Genomic DNA, 11,960 nt, shown 5'->3' on the forward strand with positions numbered 1-11,960 from the left:
GCGTCGATCATGTGGGTGAGTGCTCAGCGCGTCGGGAGCCGGAACCCGCCGGTCATGAGCTCGTAGCTCATCTCGTGCACGTCCTGGGTGGTGACGAGGTCGATGCCCCGGCGGGCGGCCTCGGCGCGGGCGGCGCCGAACGTCGCGTCGGAGTCCTCGTGCGAGCGGCCCCGCGTCCAGTAGCGGATGGCATGGCAGTGGCTGCGCGCGAGCCCGCGGTCGAGGCGCAGGTGCTCGCGGATCGCCTTGACGGCGTGCCCTTCCGCCGCGACCCACACCGCGACGCCGCTGACGACGGCGTGCCGGCGCAGGGCCTCCTCGAGCGAGCCGCCGCGGTCGCGGTGGACCCAGGTGACGGGGCGGGCGAGCTCCTGCTGGTCGGCCGGGTCGGCGAGCTCGACGACCGTGTCGATCGGCAGCTCGGCCGGGAGGGCCTCGTGCAGGGCGGCGATCGCCGGGAGCGCGGTCTCGTCGCCCGCCAGCAGGACCGCGCGGGCGTCGGCGGGCGGGGTCCAGCCGCCGCCGGGACCGACGACGCCGACGGGGTCGCCGGCGCGGGCGGCGCAGGCCCAGCGCCCGGCGGCGGAGTCGCCGTGCAGGGCGACGTCGATCGTCATCTCGCCGCGCCCGGCGTCGAGGGCGCGGACGGTCATGCTGCGGGCGTACGGGCGGTTCAGGTCCGACGGCCACGTCAGTCCGGAGGGCCCGGCGACGGGCAGGGTGACCTCGGCACCGGGGTCGCCGAAGAGCAGCCGCACGTGCGCGGCCGGCGGCACCGGACCCACCGTACGGAGGGCCTCACCGCGGACGGTGACGCGACGCATCCGCGGTGTGAGCTGCGACGACCCGGCGACGCGCAGGTCCGGAAGGACCGCCATCCTCGCCACGCCCTCACCTCCCGATCGCCCGAATGCGAGGAAGGCTAGCCTCACCAAGCTGGATCGAGCCACCCCGGAACCGTCCGGGGCGCCGAGCGGGACATCGAACACGGCGACACGCCGAGGACGTCGGAGGAACACACCCGAACCGGGCACGTGATCGTGGCGCCTTTCCTGACGTCCAACATCAGCGTGGCCGCCACGCTGACCCACCCCCGTGCGTCAGAGGCCGAAGACCTTGCGCGCGGTCTCGCCGAGGATGTTGCGCTTGGCGTGGTCGTCGAGGAACGGCAGCGACGCGATGCGCCCGGGGACGTCGAAGTCCCAATGCGGCCAGTCCGACGAGTACATCAGCGAGTTCGGGGCGTCGATGGCGCGCAGGGTCGCCTCGAGCAGCGCGTCGTCGGTCCACTCCATCGGCTGCGACGTGTAGTACATCTCGCGCATGTAGTGCGACGGCGGCTTCGTCAGCAGCGGGGCGTCGGACTGGCGCATGTAGTACTCGTGGTCGAGGCGCTGCATCATGAACGGCACCCAGGCCAGTCCGCTCTCGATCCAGATGGTCTTGAGCCCGGGGAACCGCTCGGGGATCCCGTTGATGACCCAGTTGGTCATGTGGGTCATGTTGCACGTCACGAAGCTCATCGCGTGCGCCGACAGGAAGCGGTTCATCGTCGACGTCATCGAGTCGGCCTGGTTCGGCCCGGCGTGGAAGCCGATCGGCAGACCCCGCTCCTCGAGCATCCGGTAGAGCGGCATGTAGGCGTTGCGGTGCACGCCCGCGTGGCGCTGGCTGGTGACGAGGAAACCGATGACGCCGGGGTGGTCGGCGAACTCCTCGACGGTTGCGAGGCAGGCCTCGGGGTCCTCGAACGGCAGGCCGAGCATCGTCTTCACGCGCGGTTCGCGCGGAAGGATCTGGCTGGTGAACCACCGGTTGTAGGCCTGCAGCAGCGCGCTCGCGACCTGCGGCTGCGGGTGCAGGCCCGTCTCCAGCATCGGCTGCGGGAAGACCACCTGCACGTCGATGCTCATCGCGTCCATCGCGCGGCGCACGAGCGTCACGTCGCGTTCGGCACCCGAGCCGGCGCCGGGGGTCTCCTCGGCCAGCGACGCCTGGTGCGGGATGCGCCCGGAGACGTCCTGCATCGTCAGGCCGGGCGGGTGGTTGTGCAGCGCCAGGTGCGAGGCCTGCGGCCAGTTGCGCATCATCTGGTGCGCGGTGTCCTTGAGCACCGGCGAGTCGAGGAACTCGAGGATCTCCGGCCACGAGTCGAGCTCGACGTGGTGGGAGTCGACGTCGACGATGAAGTACTCGTCGAGGCCGTAGCGCTCGGTGTCGCGGGCGGCGTTCGCGAGGATCTCGCGGCTGTCGGTGTGGGTGGTGATCTCCTGCGTGGGCAGGCGGCGGACACCGTCGTCGATGGTCATGAACTGCTCCTCGAGAACCACAGGGCGAGGTCGAACGGGTTGAGGTCGTGCGCCTTGAGCGCGGCGGTGGCGAGGACGACCGACTCGGTGGGGGTCACGTCCGTCCCGTGCAGGGGGTGCGCGCCCTCCTCGGCGCCGACCGCGTAGAGACGCGCGGCGACGGCGACGAGCCGGCGCGCGACGTCCGGGTCGAGCGCCGCGATCGCGCCGTCGCCGAGGCCCGCGTCGACCTCGGTGGTCAGTTCCTCCACGAGCGAGGCGATGCGCTCAGACCGTGACACGGATCCGCCCGCCCTCCTCGGCGACCGTCACCGGGCGCAGCGCGTAGTCCGGCCGGCCGGGGTGGCGCCCGGTCGTGACGTCGTACTCGAAGCCGTGCCAGGGGCAGACGATGTGCATCTCGGCGTCGTCGAAGACGAGGCCGAGGCTGCGCTGCTCGGCGTCGAGGCGCTCGCGCACCCGCGAGACGATCCGGCCCTGGCAGGCGGGCCCGCCCTGGTGGGCGCAGACGTTCTCGTAGGCGTAGAGGCGGTCGCGGAAGCGGAAGACGCCGACGGTGACGGCGTCGCCTCCCGTCCCGAGCGTGACGACGAGCCGGCTGCGCTCCGCGATCTCGTCGCTCGCGCCGACGTCGTAGGTCCGGGCCGGCGGTGCCGACCCGTCGAGCGTGGTGGTCATGCCGACCACCGTGCGCCAGGCCACAACCCTTGTAAAGTTCAGCTATGTGGGCTGATACATGAGCAATCCTGCGTATTCGCTCCGCCAGCTCAGCTACTTCGTCGCCGTGGCGGAGGCCGGCACCCTCGCGGGGGCGTCGGCGAGCCTGCACGTCTCGGCATCGGCGCTCTCCCTGGCCCTCGACGAGCTCGAGCGGGCCCTCGACGCCCAGCTCACCGTGCGCCGCCGCGCCCACGGGATCCGCCTGACCCCCGCGGGCCAGGAGACCCTGCGCCGGGCCCGTCGGCTGCTGCGCGAGGCCGACGAGCTGGCCGACGCGGCCGCGGGCGACCCGGGCGAGGTCGCCGGCACCGTCCGCGTCGGCTGCTACACGACGCTCGCGCCCGGCCTGCTGCCCGCGGCGATCGGGCGCTTCACCGCCGACCACCCGCGGGCGCGCGTCGAGTTCGTCGAGGGCTCGCAGGACCTGCTGGCCCGCGGGCTGCTCGGGGGCGAGCTCGACGTCGCCGTGCTCTACGACCACCGTCTCGACCCGGCCCTGGAGCTCACCGCGGTCTCGGCGAACACGCCCCACCTCGTGCTCCCCCGCGGGCACCGGCTGCTACGCGGCGAGGCGCCGGTCGCGCTCGCCGACCTGGCCGGGGAGCCCATGGTGCTGCTGGACCTGCCGCCGAGCTCGGAGCACGCGCTCGGCGTCTGCCTCGCGGCGGGCCTGTCGCCGCGCGTGCGCTACCGGACCGCCAACGCCGAGACCGCCCGCGCGCTCGTGGGGCAGGGCCTGGGGTTCACGGTGCTCGCCCAGGCCGACCCGGAGGCCGGGCGGCGCGAGGAGGTCGTCGCGGTGCCGATCGCCGAGGAGCCCGCGCCGCTGCCGATCGTCCTGGCGTGGTCGGGCCAGGTGGCGCCCACCGCGACGGCGCGGGCCTTCGCCACGGCGGTGACGTCCTGCGGGCCCGCCGTCTGATCGCCAGGATGGAGGGCGACGACGTCGACGGCGGGAGGGGCCACCGGTGGACGATCTGCGGGACGACGAGTACATCCCCGCACACCTGCGCGACGATCTCGACACCGAGCCGCCACCCTGGCCGCCGCACGAGATCGTCCCCGGGATCTGGCAGTCGGGCGACCCCGAGCCGGGCGAGCACTGGGACGCGGTGTTCGACCTGCACGGTAGCGACCTGCCGCTCGAGGACGTCGAGTTCTACGTCCACTGGATCATCGAGGACGGTCCGGCGCCCGACTTCACGACCCTGCGCGGGCTCGCCGACCTCGTCGACGACATGCGCCATGACGGCAAGCGGGTGCTCATCCACTGCGCGGCGGGCATCAACCGGTCCGGGCTGCTCTCGGCCGCCGCGCTGATCCGCGGCGGTCACGACCCGGACGACGCCATCGAGCTCGTCCGGCGGGCGCGCACCGGCGCGCTCAACAATCCGAACTTCGTCGAGATGCTCCACGACCCGCGGTGGAAGCCACGGGAGTGAGCCCCGAGAGCTCCTCGAACAGCGCCAGGAGCTCGCCGACGTCCGTGGCGCCCAGGCGCTGCTGACGCCCGATGAGCACCGCGAGGGCGAGGTCGGCGAGCCGGCCGGCGCGCCCGTCCTCGACCCCGGCGGCGACGAGCGCGTCGGCGACCACGCGCCGGCGCTGCTCGTCGACCCGCTCCTGCACGACCGCCACGCGCGGGTCGCCGTGCGCCCACGAGCGGATCGCGGTCTCGGCCTCGTGCGGGAACGTCAGGGCGAGGTGCTTGAGCACGTCGAGGCGGCCCTCGGGATCGGGCTCGCGACCGGCGACCTCGGCCAGGCGGCGCGTGTCGACGGTCTCCCAGTGCTCGAGCAGCGCGTCGACGAAGCCGTCCCAGCCACCGAAGTGGTGGTAGAACGACCCGCTCGTCACGCCGACGGCGCGGCACAGCGTGGCCAGACGCAGACCCGCCCGGCCCTCGTGGGCCAGGAGCCTCATCGCGGCGTCGAAGAAGCCCTCGCGGTTGGTCACCGTCACGTCGCCACCCCCTGGTCGATCGAACGTAGCAGCTCCTACGTTCCCGGCCCGGGGACCGTGACCGACGTCAGACCGTGGTGCGGTGCGGCAGGTCGATCCCGTCGGTGTAGTGCTCGGCGGCCGCGCGCAGCCACAGCGCCCGCCGCTCCTCGGCGTCGGGCTCCGGGAAGCGTTCGCACACCCGCGCCCGGCCCGGCGTGGCCTCCTCGCACGGCCCCCAGACCTCGGCGTACTCGACCTGCCCCGCCTCGGTGAGGGCCTTCGCGAGCACGACGGCGTCGTCGTGGTTCGCGCTCCACCCGAGGCTGCGCCAGCCGTCGACGTCGGGCCCGGGGCCCGGCGGGTCGGCCCAGCCCCGGACCTCCCAGTCCAGCTCGGCGTGCTCGTGGCGACGACGGTCGGACAACGGACGCTCGCTCACGGCGATCACGCTCCTCGCACGGTCCCGGCGACGGAGGCGGCCCGGTCGCCAGGGGGTGGAGCGGTCGGGTCGTCGGTGTCTGTCCCTGCCCGGCATACACCTCCCGTTCACCTCCGTCGAGGCCGACGAACCGGGCCTTCCGCGCGCCCCGGGAGGGACGGGCACGGAGCGCAGACGATCGTGATCGGACCGTGACCTGGTGCGCGCCGGCGAAGCAGCGAACGCGCTGTTCGTTGCGCTAGAAGCAGCGAACGGCGCGTTCGTTCCGGCGGGTGACCGGGTCACCCGCCGCCGAGGTGGGTGACCGCGTCGGCCAGGTCGACGACGTCGGCGTACTTGGCGTCGAGGTCGGCGAGGTTCTGGTCGTGCAGGGCCACGGTGCGGTCGGCGCAGGCGTCGCGGACGACGATCGGGCGGAACCCGGCGGCGAGGGCGTCGGTGGCCGTCGCCCGCACACAGCCCGACGTCGAGACACCGGCGACGACGACGGTGTCGACGCCCCGGGCGCGCAGCGTGCCGGCCAGCGAGGTCCCGGCGAACGACGACGCGTGCTGCTTGACGACGACGGGCTCCCCGTCGCGGGGCGCCAGCGCGAGCTCGCCCCACCCGCCCGGTGCGCCCTCGGCGAAGCACGCCAGCGACGGCACCTTGGCGACGAAGAAGCCGCCGTCGGTCAGGTCGGGCGCGAAGCGGACCACGGTCCAGAGCACCGGGACGTCGGCCGCGCGGGCCGCCGCGACGAGCTCCTCGGCGGGCCCGAGCACGTCCGCGGTGCCGAGCCAGAACGGGCCCTCCGGCTCCACGTACGCCCGGACGAGGTCGACGACGACGAGCGCCGGCTGACGACCCCAGCCGACACGGCCGGCGAACGGGGCACCGTGGGGGTTCACGGCCCGACCACCATCACCGCACGCGCGTTGCCGAGGTGGCAGCGCATGACCGCGCCCGCCCAGTCGCCGTCGCCGGCGCGCAGCGCCGCCACGATCTCCGCGTGGTGGGCGAGGCTGCGCGCGAGCGAGTCCGCGTCGTAGGTGTGGAACGTCCGCGTCACCACCGGCGTGTGGACGACGTTCGCCAGCGCCACCGCGAGCGCGGGCGCGTGGGCCATCTCGAGCAGGCGCGCGTGGAACTCGCGGTTGGGGTCGACGAGGGCGTCGAGGTCCTGGCCGGGGCCCGGGGCGCCGAGCTCCTGCATCCGGCGGGCGAGCCGGTCGAGCTCGTCGAGGTCGGCCGGGGTGACGTGGGCGGCGGCGCGCTCGGTCGCCTGCGGCTCCAGGGCGAGGCGGACGGCGAAGATGCCGTCGAGGTCGTCGGAGGAGAACGACGTGACACGCGCGCCGCGGTGGGCCTCGAGCTCGACGAGCCCCTCGGCGGCGAGACGCGTCAGGGCCTCGCGCACCGGGGTCCGCGAGAGCCCGAGCCGCTCGGCGATCTCGACCTCGCCGAGGTGCACGCCGGCCGCGAGGTCGCCGTCGAGGATGGCCTCGCGCAGGTCGGCGAGCGCGCGCTCGGAGGCGCGGCCGCCGCGTCGTTCTGTTGTACTCGTCATCCCACCTCCCCGGTGTTGTACGCAACGTAGGGTGCGCTCCTCGGCGCGACAAGGCACGATCCCCCTCGGACGTCCGTCGTTGTGCACAAGGAGCCGTGCCGTGGGATCACTGCTGAGCCGTCCCGGCAACCGCCGCGCCCGCCTGCGGGAGCTGCTCGACGCGGGCCGGCCGGTGCTCGCGCCCGGGGCGTTCGACGCCCACTCGGCGCGGCTCGTGGAGCAGGCCGGGTTCGACGTCGCCTACATGACCGGCTTCGGCACCACGGCCTCCCTGCTCGGCCGCCCCGACATCGGGCTGCTCGGGCAGGCCGAGATGGTCGACAACGCGCGCCGGATGGCCGCCGCGATCGATGTCCCGCTCATCGCCGACGCCGACACCGGCTACGGCAACCCCATCAACGTCATCCGCACGGTCCGCGAGTACGAGCAGGCGGGCGTCGCGGGGCTCCACCTCGAAGACCAGGTGATGCCCAAGCGCTGCGGGCACCTCGCGGGCAAGGTCGTCGTGCCGCTCGAGGACATGGAGGCGAAGGTCCGCGCCGCCGTCGACGCCCGCACCGACCCCGACATGGTGATCATCGCGCGCACCGACGTCGCCGCCGTCGAGGGACTGGACGCCGCGATCGAGCGCGCGAAGCGGTTCGCCGACGCCGGCGCCGACATCCTGTTCGTCGAGGCCCCGACGTCGGAGGAGGCCATCGAGACGGTCGCGACCGCGCTGGAGGGACACCGCCTGCTGTTCAACTGGGCCGAGGGCGGGCGCACCCCTCCCCTGTCGTACGACCGGCTCGCCGAACTGGGCTTCGACCTGGTGCTGTTCCCGGTCTCGACGCTGCTCGCCGCCGACACCGCGATGCGCTCGGTGCTCGCGCGCCTGCGCGCCGACGGCACCCCGGCCGCCGTGCTCGACGAGATCGGCGGGCTGGACGCCTTCGCGGCCCGCGAGGGCCTGGACGAGATCCGCGACCTGGAGAAGCGCTTCACGAGCTAGCGCCGCTACTGCCCCCCGTCGCGCCGCCACGCATCGCCGTGGAGGTGGTCGAGCCCGAGGTCCGAGGCCGCCTGCAGGGCCTCGGGCGAGCGGGCCACGAGCAGCGCCATCCAGAGGGGGTAGCGCTCCTGCTGGCGCAGGGACACCTCGTGCTGCGCGGCGATGAGCATCCCGGGCTTCGGCAGGCGGCACCAGCACCGGGCGTGGTCGGGCATCGCCGCCTCGGGGTGGTGCGGGCAGTGCACGACGTGGTCGAGCAGGTTGGCGACGCGCTCGCGGACGGTCCAGAGCGTGCGCACCGCGGTCTGCTCGTCGGTCTCCCCCAGCGCGACCCCGCCCTGCTGGCTGAAGCCGATCGCCCGCCCGCCCGCGCCCTTCCACAGGCGCAGGCGCTCGACGGCGTCGGGGAACACCTCGATGTCGAACGGGCCCTTCCACGGCCGGCCGAGGTCGTCGGGCGTCTTGCGGAGCACGCCCTCGATCTCCACGAACAGCATCGGCACCGTCGGGACGTTCACGAGCCGGTCGCCCCCGCCCGCAGCTGGCGCATCGTCGCGATCTCCCCGGACTGGGACGCGTCGGTGACCTGCGCGAACCGGCGCAGGGTGTCGTCGGTGCCCGCGGTGAGGTAGTCGCGCGCCATCGCCACGGCGCCCTCGTGGTGGCGGATCATCGTGTCGAGCCAGAGCCGCTCGAACGCCGGGCCGCGCAGGCTGCGCAGCGCGTCGAGCGTCGCCGGGTCGGCCATGCCGGGCATGGACCTGTGCATCGCGTGGTCGGCGCCCGGCAGACCCCGGGCGAGCACGAGACCCTGCATCTGCCCGACCTCCTCGACCTGCGCGCGGTCGATGCGCAGGGCCATCGCCTGCAGCGCCGGCGAGGCGTCCCGGCCGCCGACCATCGCCGTGAGCTCCAGGGCCTGCTCGTGGTGGGGCACCATCGCGGCCACGAACGCCCCGTCGACGGCGGCCGGGTCCGGCGCGGGCTCGTCGGCGCACCCCGCCACGGCGACGAGGGCGGCGAGCAGCACGGCGGCGAGGACACGGAGCATCGCGACCGATCGTCGCGGACTCCGCGTGCCGCCGCCGTGCGGGGCCCGTCCCGGAGCGAACGGGGCCTTCGCGCGCCTAGAACTGCCGCGGATTCCATGCAGCACGCCGATAGGCCGTTCGCTCCGGAAGGGGTGGGCTCAGGACCGCAGCGCCCGCCGGAGGAGCTTCCCGGTGACGGTCTTGGGGATCTCGTCCATCAGTTCGACCTGCCGCGGGTACTTGTACGCCGACATCCGTTCCTTGCAGAACTGGATGAGCTCGTCGGGGTCGACGCTCTGCCCCGGGCGCACCGAGACGAACGCCTTCACCGTCTCGCCGCGGTACTCGTCCGGCACGCCGACGACCGCCGCCTCGCGGACCGCGGGGTGCTCGTAGAGCACGTCCTCGACCTCGCGGGGCCAGACCTTGTAGCCGCCGGCGTTGATCTGGTCCTTCTTGCGGTCGACGACGTAGAACCAGCCCTGGTCGTCCATGTAGCCGACGTCGCCGGTCTTGAGCTCGACCGACCCGTCCGGGGCGCGCAGCGCGTTCTCGGTCTCCTCGGGCTTGTTCCAGTACCCGGGCACCACCTGCGGCCCGCGGGTGACGATCTCGCCCACCTCGCCGACGTCGGCGTCGCTGCCGTCGTCACGCATGATCCGCACGACGGTGGAGAACACCGGCACCCCCACCGAGAGCGCACCCGACGCCTCGTCGACCGGCGCCTCCGAGCCCCGCGGCGTGCCGTGCGAGGGCGAGGTCGTCTCGGTGAGCCCGTAGATGTTGTGGATGTAGTGCCCGAAGTGCGCCGAGAACGCCTTCACCGTCGACGGCGGGATCGGCGCGCCACCGGAGTAGATCTTCTCCAGCGAGGACAGGTCCTCCTTCACCGCGCCCTCGGTGTTCATCAGCGCGATGAAGACCGTGATCGAGCCGGCGGTGAACGTCGGGCGGTGCTCGCGGATCGCGTCGAGCATGACGTTCGGCTCGAAGCGGTAGGCGAGCACGAGCGGCATCGGCACGAGCAGGCAGACCGCGGTGTGCGCGACGACGCCGGTGATGTGGAAGAGCGGGGCGACGCCGAGCACCGAGTCCTCGGTGGTCAGCCCGCACCACTCGCGGTAGACGCGGGCGTTGAACACCACGTTGCGGTGGGTGTTCATCGCGCCCTTGGGCGGCCCGGTGGTGCCCGAGGTGTAGCCGAGGAAGGCCGGGTCGTCGAGCGCGAGCTCCACGGGCTCGGGCGTGCGGTCGCCGACCGAGGCCAGCACCTCGGACATGTCCTCGGTGCCCTCGTGGCGCACGCGGGACATGCCGCCGAAGAGCCGCGGGTCGTGGCGGGTCTGGAACTCCAGCGGCGAGGTCGTCCACGCGATCCGCAGCGACGGGATCGTCGGCACGACCTCCGCGGCGACCTGGCCGAACAGGTCCTCCTCGGCGAGCAGGGCGGTGGCCTCGCAGTCGCCCAGGAGCGTCGTCAGCTCCCGGACCCGGCTCATCGGGTTGATCGAGACGACGATGCCGCCGGCCTTCCAGGTGCCGATCGCGGCGATGAGCACCTGCGGGATGTTCTGCAGGTACGTCGCGAGCCGCTGGCCCTTCTCGAAGCCGCGGTCGGTCAGCGCGACGGCGAACTGGTCGGAGAGCCGGTCGAGCTCGGCGAGGGTGAGCGTCCCGTCGAAGTACCGGACGATCTCGGTCTCGGGGGCACGCCGCAGCGCGTCGGAGAACATCGCCAGCGCGGAGGAGAACTCGGGCTCGACGTCGTGCGGGTACTCCGGGCGGTAGCGCGGGAGCCAGGGCCGGGAGCCATAGATGGATGTCTCAGCGGTCCCCATCAGCGGATCACCACGGGGTTCACCGGGGCGCCGGTCGCCTCGTGGATCTTCAGCGGGGCGGCGGTGTAGAGGAAGTCCCAGCGCCCGTCGGCCGCGCAGGCGTCGGCGAGGTCGTCCAGCCAGATGATCTCGGCGAGGCTGACGCCGAGGTTGCGCAGCAGCGAGGCGTGCAGGGGCAGCAGCACGCCGCTCTCGGGGTCGGCCGTGACCTCGTTCGCGATCGTGTCGGTGACGAGGTTCGGGATCTCCTTGTTCTGGAACCACTCGACGAGCTCGCGGGAGTACGTCAGACCCGGCTCGACGAAGCCCTCGTAGAACTCGTCCGCCGGCGTGGCGTAGAAGTACTTCAGGAAGCCGGTGCGGATCAGCAGGATGTCGCGGTCCTCGATCGTGACGCCCTGCTTGCCGGCGGCGTCCTCGAGGTCGCGGTGGGTGAACGTCTCGCCCTTGTCCAGCCAGTCCTTGCCGCGGTGGCGGGCCATGTCGATGAGCACGCCGCGGCCCACGATCCCCCGGTTCGCGATGGGCAGCACCGACGCCCAGCTCATGCCGCCGCCGTTGGTGGTGTCGGCGTGACGGCCGTTCCAGAGCGTGTCGTCGTACCAGGCGTGCCCGAGCGCGTCGTACTGCGAGGACCCCTGGAGGAAGATCTCGGCCTTGTCGTCCGAGGCGCGGATGCCGCCCGGGAAGCTCGGGCCCTCGCCGGACTCGAAGACGTCGTGGTCCCAGACCATCTCGCGCTTGATGCCCTCACGGCCCGGGAAGACCGGGTCCCCGTGCGGGTGGCCCATCGGGCACTGGAGGGTGAGCACCTGCCCGCTCTTCACGCTCGCGACGCCCCGCAGCACCTGGGCGGCGTCGAGGTAGTTCAGGGAGCCGACCTCGTCGTCGTCGCCCCACTTCCCCCAGTTCTGTGGGGGGTTGTCGCCCAGCAGTTCCCGCATCGACGGGACGTCGGCCATGAGCTCCTCCTCGAGATCACCGTGAGGTGGCCCACGGTGCCCGGTCACCCGGTGGCGGACAAGGGGCCCGGGGTCGGCCCCCCGGCCGGGTGGGATCGCGGGGCCGTGCGGGTGAAGCAGGAGCGCCGGATGTGCCAACCGCCACTCCGCCTCCCGTAGGCTCGCCCGACACTCCGT

General features: G+C 73.2%; 15 protein-coding genes. 3 read left to right on the forward strand and 12 right to left on the reverse strand.

Annotated features, from left to right (window positions below; genetic code table 11):
- Positions 1 to 23: 23 nt before the first annotated feature.
- The 4 genes from WCD41_RS23235 to WCD41_RS23250 form a co-directional block, all read right to left on the reverse strand.
- Positions 24 to 878 (reverse strand): siderophore-interacting protein, encoded by an 855-nt coding sequence (locus WCD41_RS23235; RefSeq protein ID WP_337716894.1) that lies wholly within the window; start codon positions 876 to 878, stop codon positions 24 to 26.
- 222 nt (positions 879 to 1,100) lie between these two features.
- A complete protein-coding gene (locus tag WCD41_RS23240) occupies positions 1,101 to 2,309 on the reverse strand; it encodes an amidohydrolase family protein (protein ID WP_337716896.1) in 1,209 nt (402 codons plus the stop codon).
- Positions 2,306 to 2,590 carry a hypothetical protein gene (locus WCD41_RS23245; RefSeq protein WP_337716898.1) on the reverse strand — a complete coding sequence of 95 codons (285 nt, stop codon included), beginning with the start codon at positions 2,588 to 2,590 and terminating at the stop codon, positions 2,306 to 2,308. The genes WCD41_RS23240 and WCD41_RS23245 overlap by 4 nt, the downstream gene beginning before the upstream one ends.
- The gene (locus tag WCD41_RS23250; protein ID WP_337716900.1) at positions 2,577 to 2,987 is read right to left on the reverse strand and encodes a Rieske (2Fe-2S) protein; all 411 of its coding nucleotides are present in this window, start codon (positions 2,985 to 2,987) and stop codon (positions 2,577 to 2,579) included. The genes WCD41_RS23245 and WCD41_RS23250 overlap by 14 nt, the downstream gene beginning before the upstream one ends.
- 58 nt (positions 2,988 to 3,045) lie before the next feature.
- On the opposite strand from WCD41_RS23250, the gene WCD41_RS23255 reads away from it, so the two are divergent.
- Together WCD41_RS23255 and WCD41_RS23260 are read left to right on the forward strand one after the other, a co-directional pair.
- On the forward strand, positions 3,046 to 3,951 hold the full coding sequence (locus tag WCD41_RS23255; RefSeq protein WP_337716902.1) for a LysR substrate-binding domain-containing protein: 906 nt from the start codon (positions 3,046 to 3,048) through the stop codon (positions 3,949 to 3,951).
- A 46-nt stretch (positions 3,952 to 3,997) separates the two neighbouring features.
- A complete protein-coding gene (locus WCD41_RS23260; protein ID WP_337716904.1) occupies positions 3,998 to 4,471 on the forward strand; it encodes a protein-tyrosine phosphatase family protein in 474 nt (157 codons plus the stop codon).
- Here WCD41_RS23260 and WCD41_RS23265 read toward each other — a convergent pair.
- From WCD41_RS23265 to WCD41_RS23280, 4 genes are all read right to left on the reverse strand, one after another.
- On the reverse strand, positions 4,413 to 4,991 hold the full coding sequence (locus tag WCD41_RS23265) for a TetR/AcrR family transcriptional regulator (protein ID WP_337716906.1): 579 nt from the start codon (positions 4,989 to 4,991) through the stop codon (positions 4,413 to 4,415). The genes WCD41_RS23260 and WCD41_RS23265 overlap by 59 nt on opposite strands.
- Positions 4,992 to 5,058: 67 nt before the next feature.
- Positions 5,059 to 5,412: a hypothetical protein gene (locus WCD41_RS23270; protein ID WP_337716908.1), complete on the reverse strand. Its 354-nt coding sequence runs from the start codon at positions 5,410 to 5,412 to the stop codon at positions 5,059 to 5,061.
- A gap of 281 nt (positions 5,413 to 5,693) precedes the next feature.
- Positions 5,694 to 6,302: an isochorismatase family protein gene (locus tag WCD41_RS23275; protein WP_337716909.1), complete on the reverse strand. Its 609-nt coding sequence runs from the start codon at positions 6,300 to 6,302 to the stop codon at positions 5,694 to 5,696.
- The gene (locus WCD41_RS23280; protein WP_337716911.1) at positions 6,299 to 6,961 is read right to left on the reverse strand and encodes a GntR family transcriptional regulator; all 663 of its coding nucleotides are present in this window, start codon (positions 6,959 to 6,961) and stop codon (positions 6,299 to 6,301) included. Before WCD41_RS23280 ends, WCD41_RS23275 begins: the two co-directional genes overlap by 4 nt.
- Before the next feature lie 100 nt (positions 6,962 to 7,061).
- On the opposite strand from WCD41_RS23280, the gene WCD41_RS23285 reads away from it, so the two are divergent.
- Entirely contained in the window at positions 7,062 to 7,952 is an 891-nt protein-coding gene (locus WCD41_RS23285; RefSeq protein WP_337716913.1) for an isocitrate lyase/PEP mutase family protein, read from the forward strand.
- 5 nt (positions 7,953 to 7,957) lie between these two features.
- Here WCD41_RS23285 and WCD41_RS23290 read toward each other — a convergent pair whose 3' ends face one another.
- The 4 genes from WCD41_RS23290 to WCD41_RS23305 all read right to left on the reverse strand — a co-directional run bounded on the left by WCD41_RS23290 (position 7,958) and on the right by WCD41_RS23305 (position 11,783).
- Positions 7,958 to 8,470, reverse strand: a complete 513-nt coding sequence (locus tag WCD41_RS23290) for an HAD family hydrolase (protein WP_337716915.1) — start codon at positions 8,468 to 8,470, stop codon at positions 7,958 to 7,960.
- Entirely contained in the window at positions 8,467 to 9,003 is a 537-nt protein-coding gene (locus tag WCD41_RS23295; RefSeq protein WP_337716918.1) for a DUF305 domain-containing protein, read from the reverse strand. The genes WCD41_RS23290 and WCD41_RS23295 overlap by 4 nt, the downstream gene beginning before the upstream one ends.
- A 138-nt stretch (positions 9,004 to 9,141) precedes the next feature.
- On the reverse strand, positions 9,142 to 10,821 hold the full coding sequence (locus tag WCD41_RS23300) for a class I adenylate-forming enzyme family protein (RefSeq protein WP_337716919.1): 1,680 nt from the start codon (positions 10,819 to 10,821) through the stop codon (positions 9,142 to 9,144).
- The gene (locus tag WCD41_RS23305) at positions 10,821 to 11,783 is read right to left on the reverse strand and encodes a cyclase family protein (protein WP_337716920.1); all 963 of its coding nucleotides are present in this window, start codon (positions 11,781 to 11,783) and stop codon (positions 10,821 to 10,823) included. Before WCD41_RS23305 ends, WCD41_RS23300 begins: the two co-directional genes overlap by 1 nt.
- Positions 11,784 to 11,960: the final 177 nt, after the last annotated feature.

It is taken from the genome of Actinomycetospora aeridis (assembly GCF_037400275.1).
Lineage (GTDB): Bacteria > Actinomycetota > Actinomycetes > Mycobacteriales > Pseudonocardiaceae > Actinomycetospora > Actinomycetospora aeridis.